We start from the raw sequence: 18,330 nt of genomic DNA, 5'->3' as shown, positions 1-18,330 counted from the left end.
GGTGCGCTAACCTGGTTTAGTGCGTTTAGTAATTGCTGATTGCCAAGTTGATTACGCGGGTAAGCTCACAGCTCACCTGCCCATGAGCAAGCGATTGATAATGATCAAGGCTGACGGTTCGGTTTCTATACACGCCGATGACCGAGCCTACAAGCCGCTCAACTGGCTAAGCGCGCCGTGCACAATGTCTGTTTCTGATCCTAAGGACGACGAACAGGCTGCAGCCCAGATGAATAAATCTGTAAATGAGATCTGGACTGTTAGTTCCAATTCCGGGGACACCCTAAAAATCGGCGTAGGTGAAATCTATCTAGACGAAAGCGTCGAACTCGGAATCGATCCTGGTCTACAAAAAGATGGAGTCGAAGCCCACCTACAGGCACTTCTAGCCGAGAACCCAGAAACCTTTGGCGAAGGCTGGACCACGGTGCGTCGTGAATATCCCACCGCAATCGGTCCTGTCGATCTTTTGTGCCGCAATTCAGAAGGCGCTTATGTGGCTGTCGAGGTTAAGCGTCGCGGGGAAATAGATGGCGTTGAGCAGCTGACCAGATACCTGGAATTGATGAATCGGGATCCGCTTCTTGGAGAGGTCAAAGGAGTATTTGCTGCCCAGCTGATTAAGCCGCAGGCCGTAACATTGGCGCAAGATCGTGGCATTAAATGCGTGACTGTAGATTACGACGCTTTGCGTGGAATGGACCACTCTGAGGACCGTCTTTTTTAGCTCCAGTCGTGGGTAGGTGTGTTCATTTTTTATTCTAATATGTGAGATGGGCGAAATTGCCTAAAAAGGGCTAATCTGTCTCTGTCTGGCAACGATAGACAATATCTGCCGTATTTCCATCGTGGCTAGACACGCGTTATCTCATAATGAGAAACTTCTACCACACAACTAATTAATATCTATTACGAGGAGTGCTAGGTGTCCGAGACACTTGAAAAGCAGACCCAGCCTGGCTGGGAAGGCTTCGTAACAGGTCACTGGGCGTCGGAGATCGACGTTCGAGACTTCATCCAGAAGAACTACAAGCCATATGAGGGCGACGATTCTTTCCTCGCCGGCCCCACCGATAAGACCAAGCGACTCTGGGAAACTCTGGATAGTAACTATCTCAGCGTGGAACGCAAGAGGCGCGTTTATGATGTTGACACCGATACTCCGGCCGACATCGATGCTTTCAAGCCCGGCTACATCAGCGAAGATGATGACGTAATCGTTGGTCTTCAGACCGACACGCCTCTTAAGCGCGCGATGATGCCTAATGGCGGTTGGCGTATGGTCGAAACCGCAATTAAGGAGGCGGGTAAAGAGGTAAACCCTCGCGTGAAGGAGATCTTCACTAAGTACCGCAAGACGCACAACGACGCAGTTTTCGATATCTACACCCCTCGAATTCGCGCCGCACGTTCTTCCCACATCATTACCGGTCTGCCTGACGCATACGGACGTGGCCGCATTATTGGCGACTACCGTCGTGTTGCCCTTTACGGCATCGACAAGCTGATTGAGTGGAAGCAGGCGGACAAGGAATCCGTTGCTGATAAGCCCTTCTCTGAGCACTGGGCTAGGTTCCGCGAGGAGCACTCGGAGCAGATCAAGGCTCTGAAGAAGCTTAAGAAGATGGCAGCCGATTACGGCTTTGACATCTCGGTGCCCGCTAAGACTGCTCAGGAAGCCGTCCAGTGGACATACTTCGGCTACCTGGCATCGGTTAAATCTCAAGATGGCGCGGCAATGTCGATCGGACGTCTTTCCGCGTTCTTCGACATCTACTTTGAGCGTGACTTCAAGAATGGAATCTTGGATGAGGCTGGAGCTCAGGAGATCATCGATGCGCTTGTCATCAAACTAAGGATCGTTCGATTCCTGCGTACGGAAGCATACGATCAGATCTTCTCTGGGGATCCTTATTGGGCCACTTGGTCTGACGCTGGTTTCGGCGAAGACGGCCGCACTCTGGTCACTAAGACTTCGTTCCGTCTCTTGCAGACCTTGGCTAACCTTGGGCCTGCTCCTGAGCCGAACATCACGATTTTCTGGAGCCCCGAGCTTCCGGAAGGGTACAAGAATTTCTGTGCCAAGACTTCGATCGACACCTCTTCCGTCCAGTACGAATCCGACGAGCAGATTCGAGCTCACTGGGGTGACGATGCTGCGATTGCTTGCTGCGTATCTCCGATGCGAGTTGGAAAGCAGATGCAGTTTTTCGGCGCTCGAGTTAACTCCGCAAAGTCGCTGCTATATGCGATCAATGGCGGCCGTGACGAGATGAGTGGAAAGCAGATCACCCCGGTTGGTGAGTTCGAGCCAATCCAGGGCGACGGTCCGCTGGACTTCGACGTGGTATGGGATAAGTACGAGCGGATGCTCGATTGGGTCGTCGGAACCTATGTAGAGGCTCTGAATATCATCCACTACTGCCACGACCGCTACGCATACGAGTCTGTCGAAATGGCACTGCACGATCCTGAAATCGTCAGGACCATGGGTTGCGGCATCGCAGGTCTTTCGATTGTTGCAGATTCCTTCTCGGCTATTAAGTACGCGAAGGTTTACCCCGTTCGTGATGAAACCGGTTTGATCGTCGACTACCGCACTGAGGGCGATTTCCCACGCTACGGAAACGATGATGATCGCGTCGATGATATTGCCGCCACGATCGTCCATACGATCATGAGCAAGATTAAGGCAATCCCGATGTACCGCGACGCCATTCCGACTCAGTCGGTACTGACGATCACGTCAAACGTCGTTTACGGCAAGGCGACCGGCGCCTTCCCGTCCGGTCACGAGGCTGGAACTCCCTTCGCTCCGGGTGCCAACCCCGAGAACGGTGCTGATACGCACGGAATGCTTGCATCCATGCTTTCTGTCGGAAAGCTCGACTACAACGATGCTCTAGATGGCATCTCTCTAACCAACACCATCGTTCCTTCTTCTCTCGGTAAGACCGAAGAGGAACAGATCACCAACCTTGTCGGCATCATGGATGCTGGCTTCATTCCAAAAGATTAGGAGAAAAATATGACTATCAAGACTTTTGACGAGCGTCTTGCTTCCATGAAGGCTAGCCGTCCGATCGAGAACGGCGGCAAAGGCCTCTACCACGCGAACATCAACGTTCTGAACAAGGAGACTCTTGAGGACGCCATGGAGCACCCCGAGAAGTATCCGCAGTTGACCGTTCGTGTATCCGGTTACGCTGTTAACTTCGTCAAGCTGACTCGTGAACAGCAGCTGGACGTAATCTCGCGTACTTTCCACCAGGGAATGTAATTTGGCTACCAATGAGGTAACAAACGAAAGGTCGTACGAGGAATCTCGTACGACCTCCGTTTTTGCTGGCGAAGGATCCACGGGGGAGTATCGTCCCGAAAGAAGCGAAATTGATGTTCCACGAATGACCGGTGCTGGTTTAGCAGGTGTCCAGGACGCTCCACAGATGAGCCGGGAAGAGCATCACAAGGCGGTAAGGAATGGCGAAATAGGGTCGATCCATTCCTGGGAGCTCGTTACCGCTGTAGATGGACCAGGCACGAGGTTGACAGTATTTTTCAATGGCTGCCCGTTGCGCTGTGTCTATTGTCACAACCCAGACACGTTTAAGATGCGCGACGGCAAACCTGTTCTCGCCGAAGACATCGAAAAGCTACTACTCAGGTATAGGCCAGTTTTCAAGGCATCAAAGGGTGGAGTGACTTTTTCTGGTGGAGAGCCGGCTATGCAGCCGGCGTTTCTAGCGAGGCTGCTGCGATTCGCCAAGGAAAACGGTATCCATACCACGATCGACACGTCTGGCTATCTGGGCGTGAACATAAGCGATCAGATGCTGGCAGATATTGATCTGGTGTTGCTAGACGTCAAGAGCGGCGATGAAGCCACCTATGAAAAGGTGACTAAAGCTAAGCTGGCGCCGACCGTCGCCTTTGGAGATCGGCTAGCTGCGACCAATAAGGCCGTTTGGATCAGATTTGTGCTCCTGCCTGGATGGACCGACAACCCGGAAAATATCCGCGAAGTTGGCAAGATTATCCAGCGCTGGTCGAATGTCGAACGCGTCGAATTGCTGCCGTTCCATCAAATGGCGCGAGATAAATGGTCAGATCTGGGCTACGACTATCAACTTGAAAACGTCGAGCCGCCGAGTAAGGAAGATGCCGAAAAAGCTCGCGAGATTCTCAGATCGATGGGTCTTACCGTTTACTGATTCTTAGCACTCACTAAGCGCGACGCGGTGTCTCGTAGCGTGTGGCGTTAGAGTCGTTTTGACTGGAGAGGAGATTTTGTGCCACATCCCGGACATTTGCATGGTGGACACGGGCCTGTCGTCAGAAAAATTAAACACGACATCAACAAAAAGCCCTTCATGGTTATTTGGGAGGTGACTCGTGCTTGCCAGCTGGTCTGCAAACACTGTCGTGCGGAAGCTCAGCATCGCCCGTCACCCAGACAGCTCTCCAATGCTGAAGGAAAGAACCTGCTTGAGCAACTAGCAAGTTACGAAAAGCCACGACCGATGGTCGTGTTCACAGGTGGTGACTGCTTCGAGCGACAAGATCTCGTCGAACTTGTCCAGTACGGCACTGATCTTGGCCTGCACATCTCAATTTCGCCATCTGTTACGCCTCTCTTCACTAAGGAACGTCTAGTCGCCTTGCGGAAAGCCGGTGGTAAGGCGATGAGCGTTTCATTGGATGGTGCATCTGCTAAGACGCATGACGCCTTTCGTGGTTTCGCTGGAACATTTGAAAAGACAGTCGAGGCAACCAAGATTATTAACGAGGTTGGTTTCAGGCTCCAGATCAACACGACTCTGACTAAGGGGAACATTCACGAAGCCCCTCAGATGCTAAAAAATGCCATAGACCTAAATGCTTTCATGTGGTACACCTTCATGCTGGTCCCGACTGGTAGAGGTTCTCATCTTCAGATGCTCAACCCCTCAGAAAGGGAGGACGTCATGCACTGGCAGCATGACGTTTCCGACCGGATTGCTATTAAAACTACAGAGGCTCCGCAGTACCGCAGGATAGCGATTCAGCGAGCAGACGCAGCTGATGCCGGTGTTCCTCCGGAGGAATTAGCTCGACCAGCGGAACGTGGCGAGCTGTACCACTGGCTGACTAATGAGACGGCCAGAATCATGGGCGAGCATGCGCCAAATCCGCGAACTCCTCGTCCTCCGATGGCCATCAACTCTGGATCTGGTTTCGCGTTCGTAGATCACGAGGGGAACGTTTGCCCATCTGGATTCCTCCCAATTGCGGTGGGAAATATTCGAGAGAATCCTTTCGACGAACTGTATCGGGAAACCAAAGTGATGAAGGACCTTAGAAGCCCCGATCAGTTTGAGGGCAAGTGCGGAGCATGCGGTTTCAATAGGATATGCGGGGGATCACGAGCAACCGCATACGCCATGACAGGCGACTATATGGCGGCAGATCCAAACTGCATCTATATTCCTGATGCATGGGCAGCAAAGCATAGTTAGCGCACATAAATGTTTTGGCTGGCCAACATGGCCAGCCAAAATATTTATGTGTTATTTCTTCTTGTCGGTTTTCAAAATTTTTGTTTTCTCGTCGTCGACTACGAGAGTCTGCTCAGGCTGGCCATCTGCTAGCCATTTTTCGTCGTCTGCAGGTCGATCGGGTAGTTCGACCTCGGGGAACGGATCATCGTCGGGGAAGTCATTGAGCGATTCGAGACCAACCTGTTGCAGTGCTTCGAGCTGACCAATGATCGACTTCTTCCTGCCAATCAAAACGTTTATCTCTCGCTGCAGCTGTTCCTTGCGCCATTCAAATTGTTGCTCGAGACGCTCACGAAGCATCGCAGATTGGCGATGAGCCGAAGCTAACTGCGCCTCGCTCTCGCTAGCTGCACGTGCACGGGCCTCATCGGCTTCCTTGATCGCATCGGCTCTAATAGCTGCTGCCTGTTCTGTATGCTCGACGACAATAGCAGTGGCTTTCTCTGCCTGTTGACGAGCATCTGAAAGGATCTTCTCGACCTCTTCCTTAATGCTGGAGGCTCCTTCGTTAGCTTTGGCTAATTGTTCGCTTGCTGCCTGATGGGCTTCGGCTAGGGTCTTAGAGGCTTCTTCCTTTGCCGTTGCTAACCTGCTCTGTGCATCGTTATCGGCGGTAGCCATGATCGCGTCTGCGTTAGCTCGTGCCTGAGAAACGGTCTTTTTTGCTTCTTGATCGGCGAGGCTAAGAGTTTTGTGAGCATTATTTTCTGCTTCAGCAAGCATCGAATCGGCAACCGTCCTGACCTGCTGCAGGGTTCTGTTGGCTGTTGCTTCGGCATCACTAAGAGTAGTGGAAGCAGCCGCTTCGGTTTCTAAAGTTTTTTGAGCCGCTTCTTGCTCGGCTGCGGCGGTTAGCTGTCTAGCCGTTGCCTTGGCCTCTGTCAGAGCCAGATGCGCTTTGTGATTTGCCTCAGAGACGATCGTTTCGGCCTGCTGACGCGCAGCGGTGACAATGCTGGCCGATTCGACTTGAGCGCTTTCTCGAGCTGCTTGAACATCGGCATCTAATTTTTCTCGGGTCTTGCGAAGATCTTCCGCGGTGGAAACCCGAATGTCGTCTGCCTCACTTTGCGCGTTAGCCCTGAGGTCTGAAGCGTTGCGGCGTCCCTCTTCACGAATTCGCTCTGCTTCTAATCCAGCCTTTGCAACAAGATCTTCGGCCTGGGTTTCAGCGGAACGAAGAATCGAAGTGGCGTGAGCGCCTAGCCGGCTGAAGTCGGTTTCACCCTGAGAAGACTGCGTGATCGAAAGCTCTCGACGTAGATGTCGAGTCAGCTGACGCAGTGTCGAGACTTGTTGTTCTACATCCCTGACATAGGTGTCAACTGCGGTGCGGTCGTATCCAAGCATCGCGTGTGGAAAGCTGCCAGCGGCGCTGGCTCGCTCATCGAACAAGTTGAGCCCGGTCATGTCGGTTTCTTCCGAGACTTCGTAATTGGGCTGCTCATCGTTAGTCGCCATGCGCTTAATTATAGGGAGACCTGCGAATTTGCCTGAGATACTTGCCGCGCACCTGGTGAAAAAATAAATAACCGATGTTCTTCCAGGGAACATTTTGGTTTTTTACAACAAAGATGAACATGTGAGTCAATCAGAACGAGCATTGTGTCTTGTAAAGAATATTTTGGAAGGTGCCGCAGATCTATTTTTAGGTTCTGCGTGTCCCGGATGCGGATTGCCCGGGTTAGGAATCTGCCATGAGTGCCTAGCTAACGCTTTCGCCCAGCCCGTGATTAATAGGAATCTGCTTGGTGATCTGAGTGTGAGCGCTGCTTGCGAATATAAGGAGCCTGTTAATCGACTGATTTTGGTGCATAAGAATCGGTCTGGATTTTGGTTGAAGAAACCGCTGGCAAGGCTCGTCGCGGAGAAGCTAGAAATAGATAAAAGCGCGATCTTCTGTCCGATCCCCTCAGATCCAGCAGCTGTGCGAAGACGCGGCTACGACCATACATATTCGTTGGCGAAAGAAATTTCTTCGATAACTGGTTGCAAAGCTTTGCGTTTGTTAGAACGATGCCGGGCTGCGGGAGACCAGATCGGACGTAATAAAAGTAGCCGTTCATCAGCTCAGAAAAACACGATGAGAGCACGTTCAGGTTTTAACATGCCCGTGCTTCTTTTCGATGATGTCGTTACTACTGGGGCCACACTGAGGGAAGCTAAACGTGCTCTTGGAGATGCAAAAATTTCTTGTGAACAGGCTGTGACTATTGCATCTACGGGTTTACGACTACCAAATTTTCCATGAAAAATTGTTAACAAAGCGGTAACTTCTAATTAAGCGGTTTAAAGCCACTAATTAGTCCGCCACTACCTAGGAGGATGACATGGAAGTCACCATCACTGGACGTCACTGCACAATTACGGACGAACTTCGTGAGCAGATAAGTGAGCGATTAACCGATTCGATCAGCAAGTTGAAAGATCGTGTGATCCGAGTCGAGGTTGAATTCACGGCGCATCCCGCCAAGGGCGACCCCGAAGATGATATTCGCTGCGAGATTACCCTCAGAGGAAAGGGTCCGGTTATCCGTGCCTCCGCTCAGGCAGCAGACAAGCGCACCGCAATGGATCGCGCAGAAGATAAGTTGATGACCCAGCTTAGAAGGGCGGCGGACAGGCGTAAGCACAATCGTGGACTCCGCGAAGCAAGAAGCCTGGCCACAGTACCTCTAGATCTGGGGCTACTGAAAAAGCCAGAAGAAGAAATCTCCAACGAACCGGAAACAAAGACTGTTGCCGGCATAGAGGTAACCGGAGATGGCCCACTCGTCGTTCGAGAGAAGGTTTTCGATACTCAGCCATTGACTCTAGAGCAGGCCTTGGACGAGATGGAACTGGTCGGCCACGACTTCTTCTTGTACGTAGATGAGCAGACGCTGCAGCCAAGTGTCGTTTACCGTCGTAAGGCTTACAATTACGGCGTTATTCATCTAAACGTTGATGGTTCCGTAACTAAGGCAAACTCTTAGTCTGAGTCCATTAAGACTAGTGAATCATGACGTAGTTACACACTGATCGAAACAGGTTGCATGATCGGCCAGCCAATAAGGTTGGCCGATCATGCTGTTCGGATACTATCGTTATGTTGAAATACTATTAATAACAGGGGATAACACGTGAGCGTTATAGATCGCCTACTTAACTTCGGCGAAGGTCGAGTGCTCAAAAAGCTCGAAAAGATCGCCAACCAGGTCACCAGCATCGAAGATGACTACATCGCTATGAGCGATGAAGAACTTCGTGGCCAGACCGCTGAATTCAAGAAGCGTCTTGAGGAAGGCGAAACTTTAGATGACATTCTGATCGAAGCGTTCGCGACTGTCCGTGAGGCATGTAAGCGAGTTCTGGGTAAACGCCCATTCGACGTACAGCTAATGGGTGGTGCAGCCCTTCACATGTGCAACATCGCCGAGATGAAGACCGGTGAAGGTAAAACTATCGTCGCGCTGATGCCTAGCTACTTGAACGCACTTACTGGTAAGGGCGTGCACGTCGTTACCGTTAACGATTACCTTGCCGAATACCAGTCCGAACAGATGGGACGTGTTCACCATTTCCTTGGTCTGACCGTGGGCGTGATCCTCTCGAACATGACCCCTGCTGAGCGTCGAGTCGCATACAACGCAGACATCACGTACGGAACTAACAACGAGTTCGGCTTTGACTACCTTCGTGACAACATGGCCATGACCCCAGAAGATCTGGTTCAGCGCGGCCACTACTTCGCGATCGTGGATGAGGTCGACTCGATTCTGATCGATGAGGCCCGAACGCCGTTGATCATTTCTGGCCCTGCCACCGAAAACAAGCAGTGGTATCCGGCTTTCGCGAATCTCGCTCTCCGTTTGACTCGCGATGAAGACTATGAGGTTGATGAGAAGAAGCGCACGATCGCTATTCTCGCACCAGGAATCGAGAAGACCGAGGACATGCTCGGCATCGACAACCTTTACGAGTCGGCTAACACGCCGCTTATCGGTTACCTGAACAACGCAATCAGGGCTAAGGAACTCTTCCACCGCGACAAAGACTACGTCGTGTCGAACAACGAGGTTTTGATCGTCGATGAGCACACCGGTCGTACCCTCGAGGGGCGTCGCTACAACGAAGGTTTGCACCAGGCTCTAGAGGCTAAGGAACACGTCGAAATCAAGGATGAGTATCAGACCTTGGCGACGATTACGCTTCAGAATTACTTCCGCATGTATACAAAGCTTTCGGGCATGACGGGTACTGCAAAGACTGAAGAGTCCGAGTTCCAGAAGATTTATGGTCTGGGTGTCCTGGTCATTCCAACCAACAAAGAGATGATCCGCAAGGATTATGACGACAAGATCTATCGGACAGAGGACGCCAAGTACAACGCGATCGTGAAGCTCGTCAAGCGGATTCACGATACTGGCCAGCCGATTCTTCTCGGTACTGCATCAGTCAATAAGTCGGAGGAGCTATCCCGTCGTCTGAAAATTGCTGGCATTGCGCACCAGGTTTTGAATGCTAAGCACCACAAGCGTGAGGCTGCAATTGTCGCTGAAGCCGGTAGGAAGGGTGCTGTTACTGTAGCCACGAACATGGCCGGCCGTGGTACTGACATCATGCTTGGCGGTAACCCCGAATTCATTGCTACCGAGAAGCTTAAAGAGCGTGGCTTGGATCCCGTCGAGGATGCGGAAGAATACGAAGCAGCGATGCGAGAGCTTCTTCCTGTTCTCGAGAAGCAGGTTGAGGCAGAACACGACGAGGTCGTGGAGCTCGGTGGTCTTGTCGTAATCGGTTCTGAGCGTCACGAGTCCAGGCGAATCGATAACCAGCTGCGCGGACGTTCTGGCCGTCAGGGTGACCCGGGTGAGAGCCGCTTCTTCTTGAGCTTGCAAGACGATCTGCTGCGTTTGTTCAAGCCTGACGCTGTTGAAAACGCGTTACTTCGTCTGAATGTGCCGGATGATGAGCCCATTGAGATGAAGATGATTTCCAGGGCAATCGAGAGCGCTCAGAAGCAACTGGAAGCCCAGAACTTCGAAATTCGTAAGAATGTTCTTCGCTACGACGACGTCATGAACCGTCAGAGGCACGCCATCTACGGCGATCGCCGCAAGGTTCTCGCTGGTGCAGAATTGTCGGACACCCTAGAAGAGGTCACCGACAAAATCATCGGCGCAGGCATCGAGCGCTACACGCAGGGCTTCGCAGATGATTGGGACATCGACGGTCTGTGGCAGGCGATGAACCAGCTTTACCCTGTTGGTCTGGTCAAAGAAAACTTCGAAGAAGTCGATGACGCTGACGAACTGGTTGAGGCTTTCCGCGAAGATGCGCGTCGCGTCTACAAGGAACGCGAGGCTCTTCTCGGCGAAGAAAACATGCGAGACTTCGAGCGTACGGTTTGGCTTTTCGTCCTTGATAGAAAGTGGCGTGAGCACCTCTACGAGATGGATTACCTGCGTGAAGGCATCGGTCTTAGGGCGATGGCTCAGCGCGATCCACTCGTCGAGTACCAACGCGAAGGCGCACTCATGTTCGACCAGATGCGTGAAGGCTTCTACGCTGAGGTCGTTCAGTTCTTGTTGAACCAGCCGCTGGATGGTCTCGTTAAGCAGAATCAAGAGAATGAAGCTGCTGTGGCTGAGGAAAGCTCCTCAGATGAAAAAGCCGAGGCACAGCAGGCTCCTGCCAAGAAGAACGAACATTTGCGATACTCGGCGCCTTCTGAGGATGGTTCTGAAGAAGAATCTAATAGGCAGGTTGTTTCAACCGAGGCAGACCAGGTAGGACGTAATGATCCATGCCCTTGTGGTTCTGGAAAGAAGTACAAAAAGTGCCACGGCCGTAATCGTGGCTAGCTGACCAAAGCAATGATGTGGCCAGTCGACCGGAAGTAGTCGGCTGGCCACTTGTTTTGTTACTTGGCTATCCGGACCTCGGGTTTTTAGAAATTGTGGAAAACTATATGTGTGGATTTAGTTTTCGTGCCTGTCAGCCGTGCCCAACTGGATGAACTTTCTGATTCGGGGAGCCTCAATGGCGCGGTTCAGGCTTTTGTAGCGAACGGACCCTTGAAAGATACCTTCGGAATCGGCGACTACAAAGAGTCTCAAGAAGAAGCAGAGTTAGCTGCCTTGCAGGTGGCTGGCGTCTGGGCGCTGGCCAAATACGGTGAGAGACTGATAGCGGTTATCGACGCTTCGAAAGCAAAACTTTCCGAAGGGTCAGAAGCAGAAAACGGGGGAGTAACCGTTTCTAATATTTCGGCTAAAGCGGTCGTCTCTTGGTTTTCCGATGACCAGGAAGCCCCTAGAAGTCTGCTAGAGGAAATGGCCGGTCTAGAACTCGACGATGCCTGGCAAGCCGCGCAGGAATTTATGTCTAGTCATGATTTGGCCTGGCACACGCTCAGCGAAATTTAGCTGAGCCACTCTTTTCCGACTTCCTGCTGTTTATCGATCACTCTCATAACGTAAGGTGAAGCAGTTTCCTCGATTTTTTTGCTCAGAAGTGGAACGCTTACCGTGAAGTCGCATTCATAATCGACAACTGTGAGTTTCTCGTTTCCTCTTAGGAGAGCTTTACCCGTTAAAGTGGCGGGCATGTTTTCCACGGTGGAAGATAGATCTGCTTCTGCTCTACCGTCGATTAGATCGCTCCAGGTAGCGACCATCTTGAGGTTGATGCTTTGCCCTACGAATTTTTGCGCTTTACTTGGGGCAGCAATGCCTGCTCTCAGGGTGACTTCTGAATCGTCTTCGGTGACTTCAGAGCTATCTGCTCCTGCCATTTCGGCTACCTTACTTAGGAAATTTTTATCCCTTAGCATTGCGTAGACGGCCTGTGAGCTTGCAGCAAATTCGTGACGTGATGTAATTCGCATACATACATGATGCCATTTCAGGCAGCAGGTACTAATCAACGCGTCTGATCAACTCAGGAGATTCCTTAATGCCTAGCGAGACTCGATTTCCGGAAGATCTTGCCGAATTCGAAGAAATTGCGCGCCAGCCAGACCAAACTCTCATCAGAGTTCGCCAAGGCAGCTTAGACGCTAGTGCCCATGTTACAGTCCAAGTGATAACAGCAGACCGCCCTTTTATCGTGGAGACGATACTGCAGATTGCCAACAGCCTAGGTTTTTTAAATAGAGGACTATCGCATCCTCGGCCTTGGGTGACGCGTAACGAAAAAGGTCTAATAACTGCGTTTGGTAAGAACGCCGAGAAAGCCAGTCGGGAATCCTGGGTAAGGCTAGATCTCTTGAGCCCCCTAGGCGTGCCTACCGATGAAACTCTCCCTGGGTTAGAGCGCAAGCTCAAATTGGCTCTGGACGATCTAACCATCGTCAGCAACGACATGGAACAGATGCGCGAAAACATTCGTCAGGTTGCTGAGTCTGCGCAGCAGGAAACGACCAGGCAGATGCTGATTTGGCTTTCTGACCCGAGCCATTTTCTGCCTGTAGGCTCCCAGACTTATCGAATTACTGACACTGGGGCTTTCTGGCCAAGATCGAACGGATTGGGAATTCTCAACGATGTGGTTAGAGCTACAAGGCGTTTCCATGCTTCGCTACTTCCCGGCGAAGATCCCGAGGAATTGATCGTAACTAAGGATTCAGAACGGTCAAGGATCAGGCGAGGGGGATACCTCGATTACTTTGGGGTAAGGATCTTTTCTCAGGGAAAGGTCATAGGAGAACACAGGTTCTTGGGGCTCCTGACTTCCACGGCGTACTCGGAGTCAATTTTTAATGTGCCGTTGCTCGCGCAAAAGTCCAACAAGATGATGGAGGAACTGAAATACGACCCAGAGTCTTTCGCCGGGAGGAGTCTGCTCGCAGCGATGGAGACTTTCCCTCGCGAGGAACTGCTTAGGGCAACTCCGAAAGAACTGTATCCGATCTTGGCTCAGGTGGGACAACCGGAGGAGCGCAGAGAGCTAAGAATGTTCTTGCGTAGAGGGCGCTGGGGGCGGATGCTGACTGCCGTCATTTACTTTCCTCGGGACCGTTATAACACGACGGTTCGAGAAAAGATGATCGAAGTGCTGAAGGCTGCAACAGGAGCTAAAGAAGTTGAGTGGAGCCTTTTGGTTAGCGAATCCGTTCTAGCTCGCGTTTACATAAGCCTGCGAGTCGAAGAGGGCAGACAACTACCTCATGTAGATCCGACAAGACTAGAAAATTCTATTAAGCACGCAACTAGAAGCTGGTCGGATCGGTTTGCTGAGATCGCGGAAAGATTCCCCTCATCCGCTAGGGGGATTGATTTCTCAGATGCCTATAAAGAGGCATACACGCCGTTGGAAGCGGTGACAGATTTGGCGGAGTTTAACAAAATACAAAATTCCGATGATTTAGGCCTGCTAATTTATCAGCCAATCCCTCCACAAAACGGTGTCGACTTCCGGTTGAAGATATTCCGTGTCGGTGCCGAAATGAAGCTCTCCGAATTAGTCCCTGAACTAGTTGGGTTTGGCGTCGATATCGTCGATGAATTTCCGTTCAAGGTGAAATTGAGAGGAAAACCGGCGGTTGTCTATGACTTCGGGCTGAGCCTGCCCGCAGGAGTCTCTAGAATCGAAGAGTGGCCTTATGGCGACAGGCAAAAATTTATGTCTGCGTTAGAGGCAAGCTTCAGGTTCGAAAATGTTACTGGGGGACAATGATGAAAATCGACTTACATACACACTCAACGTTTTCCGATGGCACCGACACGCCAACCATGCTTGTTGCTAATGCGCAGAAAGCCGGTGTCGGCGTTGTAGCACTTTGCGATCATGACACTTTCGACGGTTTATCCGAGGCCATGGAGATGGGCAGGCGCATTGGCGTCAGAGTCATCCCCGGAATTGAAATAAGTGCTTGCTCGGGAGAAGATTCGGTTCACCTGCTTGGCTACGGTACTGACATTCACAATGCTGATTTGCTCGGAGAGTTAAGCAAGTGCCTGAAAAGCCGCCAAGAGCGCATCCCTCAGATCGTTTCAAAGCTAACCGAAGAGGGTATAAAGATCTCAGTTGAGGACGTTCAGGAAAAGGCAGCAGGCAATTCTATAGGTAGGCCCCATGTGGCCGACGCAATGGTCACAGCGGGCTATGTGAAGCATCGCAATGAGGCCTTTGAAAAGTATCTCGCCTACGGCAAACCCGCTTACGTGGGACGCTACGAAATTCCTGTCGAAAAGGCTATTGATCTTGTCCATTCTGCTGGCGGGGCAGCTGTTTTGGCTCACCCACTTATTAAGGGCAGAGGTGAAAATATCAGTACCGAACTCATCGAAAAATTGACGCTGGAAAATGGCTTGGACGGGATAGAGGTCGACCACCCGGACCAAGATAACGTGAGCAGGGATCTTCTTTGGCAACTCGGGCATCGACTTGGCCTGATGCGCACTGGTGGAAGCGACTATCACGGCACCGGCAAGATCGGTCACGCCTTAGGCAGCGAGACCACAAGGCATAGCGCTCTGCAGGGGTTGGTGACTCGAATCCGCAGTCATGGCGGAAAAATCTCTGTGCTCTAGAATGATTGCCATGACAGATCAGTACAAAGATAACAAAGAGCCAATTACCGAAGATAGCGTGGAAAAAAACCTGGCTGATTCGACTTCTGAGGCTTCTTTACAGGCTAGCTTGTCTCGCAGCAAGGCAATTGAGGACGACCTCTCAGTTAATCCTGAAAAATACCGAATGCTAACGGGCGACAGGCCAACCGGTGAGCTGCACATTGGGCACTATTTTGGTTCGCTCGCTAATCGCGTGCGTCTTCAAAACGCGGGTGTCGAGAGCTTTGTACTGATTGCTGATTACCAGGTTATTACAGACCGCGATGGCGTCGGCCCTATCAAGGACCGTGTCTACTCGGCGCTTGCTAACTACATAGCAGTCGGGATCGACCCTGACAAGAGCACTATCTTCACGCACTCTGCAGTGCCGGCTCTTAACCAGTTGATGCTTCCTTTCTTGTCTGTCGTCACAGACTCGGAGCTCTACCGCAACCCAACTGTGAAGTCTGAACACGAGGCGACTGGCGGTCGTCCGATGAGCGGTCTTTTGCTCACCTATCCGGTCCATCAGGCGGCAGACATCCTGTTTTGCAAGGCAAATTTGGTGCCTGTAGGCAAAGACCAGTTGCCTCACCTGGAACAGGCTCGCGTGATCGCTCGTAGATTTGATGAGCGTTACGGTCGTGTTGATAAAGACAAGCCAGTATTTCCGTCTCCGGAGGCTTTGCTGAGCGGGGCTTCAAGCATTCTCGGTCTCGACGGTAAAAAGATGAGCAAGTCTCATGGAAACACGATTGAGATCGGCATGAGCTCTGACGAGACCGCTAAACGGATCAAGAAGGCCGTCACCGATTCCGAACGTCACATCACTTTCGACCCGAAGAACCGTCCTGAGGTATCTAATCTGGTTAATTTGGCTGCGCTATGCGCTGATCAAGATCCCGTAGCAATTGCTGAGGAAATCGGCGATGGCGGAGCCGGCCAGCTGAAGAAGCTGGTTACCGAGTCCGTCAACGAGTACTTCGCTCCGATTCGTGCCCGCAGGGCAGAATTGGTGGCAGATCACGGTTATCTAGAGAAGATCCTTGCAGACGGTAACGAGGTCGCGAACGAGGTTGGCAACAAGACACTCAACGAGGTTCGCTCTGCCATGCAGATGATTTACTACTAGAAAACGTCTAAATTAGCCTTCCGCCAGCTCTGAATTAAAGTTGAAGCATGCGTTTTGCGATGATCGGAGCTGGCGGGCTAGGCGGTTTTTATGGCGCCAAACTGTTCGCAGCCGGAAATGAAGTTGCCCTAATAGCTAGACAGCGCACTGTTGATGCGATTCGGAACAATGGTCTGAGGGTTATTGGTGATACCGAGCTACATTTAGATGTCTTTGCCACAACTGATGCTGACGAAATCGGTGAGGTAGATTACGTATTTTGCACTCCTAAGCTTCATCAGCTGCCTGACGCGTTGAGGCATCTGAAGCCGTTAGTCGGGAAAGAAACGGGCGTAGTCACACTCCAAAATGGAGTTGAAGCGCCTTCGATTGTCGCCACCGAAATTGGTGAAAACCATATTATGCCTGGTGTTGCAAGAGTTTTTGCCAATGCGGATCAGCCCGGCGTTATATCCCATAGAGGGGGACCAGGCTCGCTATCTTTCGGTGAATGGGATGGCAGCCAATCCGGCAGATCTGAGCGGTTAGTTCAGGCCGCAAAGTCTGCTGGTATTCCGGTGCCGAGATTCGACAATGAGTGGTTGGACGTATGGCTTAAGTTTGCTTTCGTGGAGCCATTCGGTGTTTTGGGTGCTATGACGCAAAAACCGATCGGATTCCTCCGGAAAGAACTTCGGTGCAGCTTAGGTGCTGCAGTTTCAGAGGTGCTGAATTTAGCTACTGCTAGGGGAGTGGACGTCCCCGATGCTTCCCTAGACCAGATAATGAAATTCCTCGATGCGCAGCCAAAAGATTCGACATCCAGCCTGCAACGAGACCTATTGACAGGTGTGCCAAGCGAATTCGAAGGCCAGCCGGGTGCTGTAGTGCGATTAGCTGGGGAGTCGGGAGTAGACGTGCCTATCCATGACCTTGCATATGAAACGTTAAAACGAATCGCAAAATGAGCCCGGTCAAAGCACGGATAGGAATATCGCTTTTCTTCTTCACCAATGGAGCGATTTTCACAAACATCGTTCCTAGGCTGCCAGAGATAAAACGAGACTTTCTCCTTGGCGACAGCGCCTATGGCTTTATGATCGCCTTGATCTCTGTTGGCTCCTTGCTGGCTGTAAGCGTCACGGTGCAGCTGCTAAAGCGTTTCGGAGCGATAAATACCGGACTTTGCGGGACGTTTTTGCTGTGCGCAAGCGCTGCACTAATTGGGTGGGCTTCAAACCTCATAGTCCTCGCGTTAGCTTTCGCGTCTTTTGGTTTTCTGGACGCAATCGTCGATTCCGCTCAGAACGTCCACGGAGTGCGCGTAGAAGATTACAACGACCGTTCGATAATGAATTCGTTGCACGCCTTATGGAGCTTGGGAGCTGCCCTCGGCTCCCTTATGGGATCTGCTTGTGCAGGATTGGGTATAGGCCGCGGAGTACATCTGAGTGTCGTAGCTTTGGCCCTGGCTATTGTGGCATTCTTTGCCTGCAAAATGGCAAAAATACCTGAGGGCTTCAGCGTCAGCTCTAATCAGAATCCTGAGCAAAAGCTTAAATTCCGGTTGCCACGGCCGGTGCTTGTGACTCTTCTAGCTCTGGGCGTTTTAGCCATCGCTGGTGTGGTGATCGAAGATCTCGGGAGCGGGTGGTCCATCCTTTATTTGATACGAGAGGTAAGCGCACCAATCGGTATAGCTGGACTGGGATATACCGCCATCATCGGAGCGCAGTTCGTAGGCAGGATCTTGGGCGACCTGCTAATCGATAAGTATGGGCGAAGAAGAATTCTGCTGGTTGGTGGTTTAGCAATTTGCGTAGGTGGAGTTCTAGTTGTCGGATTCCCAACTACCTGGACCGTCATGTTGGGCTATCTATTTGCAGGCTACGGCTGCGCCACAGTGGTTCCGACTGCCTATGCTTCGGCCGGTAGAATTCCTGGTCTCCCGGAAGGCTTCGGCATCACCGTCGCGAGCTGGATGCTAAGAATCGGGCTGCTTCTTAATCCGCCAATTGTTGGTCTCATTTCGCAAGCTACTTCATTGCGTGCGGCCATGTCATTAATGCTCGTTTCAGGTTTGGTCATTGTAGCGCTTGCAGGAAAAACTCGAATACAATCTGTTCGTTGATTTTTTTGAGAG

The 18,330-nt window shown here is 51.5% G+C and carries 14 protein-coding genes and 2 pseudogenes; 14 read left to right on the top strand and 2 right to left on the bottom strand.

Features of this window, described 5'->3' with window-relative positions:
• The first annotated feature begins 19 nt into the window (after positions 1-19).
• From nucS to G556_RS0109130, 4 genes and pseudogenes are all read left to right on the top strand, one after another.
• Positions 20-727 carry an endonuclease NucS gene (gene nucS, locus G556_RS0109150; protein ID WP_028822562.1) on the top strand — a complete coding sequence of 236 codons (708 nt, stop codon included), beginning with the start codon at positions 20-22 and terminating at the stop codon, positions 725-727.
• A 198-nt stretch (positions 728-925) separates the two neighbouring features.
• A pseudogene (pflB, locus tag G556_RS0109145) lies at positions 926-3,280 on the top strand (formate C-acetyltransferase).
• A gap of 1 nt (position 3,281) precedes the next feature.
• Complete coding sequence (pflA, locus tag G556_RS0109135) at positions 3,282-4,211, top strand: pyruvate formate-lyase-activating protein (RefSeq protein WP_024110987.1); 930 nt, start codon at positions 3,282-3,284, stop codon at positions 4,209-4,211.
• A gap of 78 nt (positions 4,212-4,289) precedes the next feature.
• Positions 4,290-5,495, top strand: coding sequence for a TIGR04053 family radical SAM/SPASM domain-containing protein (locus G556_RS0109130; RefSeq protein WP_028822559.1), 1,206 nt, complete (start codon positions 4,290-4,292; stop codon positions 5,493-5,495).
• A 51-nt stretch (positions 5,496-5,546) separates the two neighbouring features.
• Here G556_RS0109130 and G556_RS10845 read toward each other — a convergent pair whose 3' ends face one another.
• Positions 5,547-6,998: a polarized growth protein Scy-related protein gene (locus G556_RS10845; protein WP_036916272.1), complete on the bottom strand. Its 1,452-nt coding sequence runs from the start codon at positions 6,996-6,998 to the stop codon at positions 5,547-5,549.
• 121 nt (positions 6,999-7,119) lie between these two features.
• On the opposite strand from G556_RS10845, the gene G556_RS11495 reads away from it, so the two are divergent.
• The 4 genes from G556_RS11495 (at position 7,120) to G556_RS0109110 (ending at position 11,947) form a co-directional block, all read left to right on the top strand.
• Positions 7,120-7,788, top strand: a complete 669-nt coding sequence (locus tag G556_RS11495; RefSeq protein ID WP_162139779.1) for a ComF family protein — start codon at positions 7,120-7,122, stop codon at positions 7,786-7,788.
• 79 nt (positions 7,789-7,867) lie between these two features.
• Positions 7,868-8,512 (top strand): ribosome hibernation-promoting factor, HPF/YfiA family, encoded by a 645-nt coding sequence (gene hpf, locus G556_RS0109120; protein WP_016456203.1) that lies wholly within the window; start codon positions 7,868-7,870, stop codon positions 8,510-8,512.
• Between the two features lie 147 nt (positions 8,513-8,659).
• Positions 8,660-11,383, top strand: a complete 2,724-nt coding sequence (secA, locus tag G556_RS10840) for a preprotein translocase subunit SecA (protein ID WP_211219456.1) — start codon at positions 8,660-8,662, stop codon at positions 11,381-11,383.
• 111 nt (positions 11,384-11,494) lie between these two features.
• A complete protein-coding gene (locus tag G556_RS0109110; RefSeq protein ID WP_024110594.1) occupies positions 11,495-11,947 on the top strand; it encodes a DUF6912 family protein in 453 nt (150 codons plus the stop codon).
• On the opposite strand, the gene G556_RS0109105 is transcribed toward G556_RS0109110, so the two are convergent.
• On the bottom strand, positions 11,944-12,408 hold the full coding sequence (locus G556_RS0109105) for a DUF2505 domain-containing protein (protein ID WP_081636657.1): 465 nt from the start codon (positions 12,406-12,408) through the stop codon (positions 11,944-11,946). The genes G556_RS0109110 and G556_RS0109105 overlap by 4 nt on opposite strands.
• A 68-nt stretch (positions 12,409-12,476) precedes the next feature.
• Here G556_RS0109105 and G556_RS11910 point away from each other — a divergent pair.
• The 6 genes and pseudogenes from G556_RS11910 to G556_RS0109080 all read left to right on the top strand — a co-directional run.
• Positions 12,477-12,770 (top strand): annotated as a pseudogene (locus G556_RS11910) (hypothetical protein); the annotation flags it as partial.
• 18 nt (positions 12,771-12,788) lie between these two features.
• A complete protein-coding gene (locus G556_RS0109100) occupies positions 12,789-14,198 on the top strand; it encodes a hypothetical protein (RefSeq protein ID WP_338048840.1) in 1,410 nt (469 codons plus the stop codon).
• The gene (locus G556_RS0109095) at positions 14,198-15,055 is read left to right on the top strand and encodes a PHP domain-containing protein (protein WP_028822557.1); all 858 of its coding nucleotides are present in this window, start codon (positions 14,198-14,200) and stop codon (positions 15,053-15,055) included. The genes G556_RS0109100 and G556_RS0109095 overlap by 1 nt, the downstream gene beginning before the upstream one ends.
• Before the next feature lies 1 nt (position 15,056).
• A complete protein-coding gene (trpS, locus tag G556_RS0109090; RefSeq protein WP_231477445.1) occupies positions 15,057-16,208 on the top strand; it encodes a tryptophan--tRNA ligase in 1,152 nt (383 codons plus the stop codon).
• A gap of 47 nt (positions 16,209-16,255) precedes the next feature.
• Positions 16,256-17,155: a 2-dehydropantoate 2-reductase gene (locus G556_RS0109085; RefSeq protein ID WP_028822555.1), complete on the top strand. Its 900-nt coding sequence runs from the start codon at positions 16,256-16,258 to the stop codon at positions 17,153-17,155.
• Positions 17,152-18,318 (top strand): MFS transporter, encoded by a 1,167-nt coding sequence (locus G556_RS0109080; protein ID WP_028822554.1) that lies wholly within the window; start codon positions 17,152-17,154, stop codon positions 18,316-18,318. The genes G556_RS0109085 and G556_RS0109080 overlap by 4 nt, the downstream gene beginning before the upstream one ends.
• The last annotated feature ends 12 nt before the right edge of the window (positions 18,319-18,330 follow it).

Source organism: Propionimicrobium lymphophilum DSM 4903, from assembly GCF_000423485.1.
GTDB lineage: Bacteria > Actinomycetota > Actinomycetes > Propionibacteriales > Propionibacteriaceae > Propionimicrobium > Propionimicrobium lymphophilum.
This window is presented reverse-complemented; position numbering and strand designations above follow the sequence as displayed.

Coding starts and splice junctions, on each gene's coding strand:
- G556_RS10845 (WP_036916272.1), bottom strand. CDS start 6,998: ATGGCGACTAACGATGAGCAGCCCAATTACGAAGTCTCGGAAGAAACC.
- hpf (WP_016456203.1), top strand. CDS start 7,868: ATGGAAGTCACCATCACTGGACGTCACTGCACAATTACGGACGAACTT.
- G556_RS0109105 (WP_081636657.1), bottom strand. CDS start 12,408: ATGCGAATTACATCACGTCACGAATTTGCTGCAAGCTCACAGGCCGTC.
- G556_RS0109095 (WP_028822557.1), top strand. CDS start 14,198: ATGAAAATCGACTTACATACACACTCAACGTTTTCCGATGGCACCGAC.
- trpS (WP_231477445.1), top strand. CDS start 15,057: ATGATTGCCATGACAGATCAGTACAAAGATAACAAAGAGCCAATTACC.
- G556_RS0109085 (WP_028822555.1), top strand. CDS start 16,256: ATGCGTTTTGCGATGATCGGAGCTGGCGGGCTAGGCGGTTTTTATGGC.
- G556_RS0109080 (WP_028822554.1), top strand. CDS start 17,152: ATGAGCCCGGTCAAAGCACGGATAGGAATATCGCTTTTCTTCTTCACC.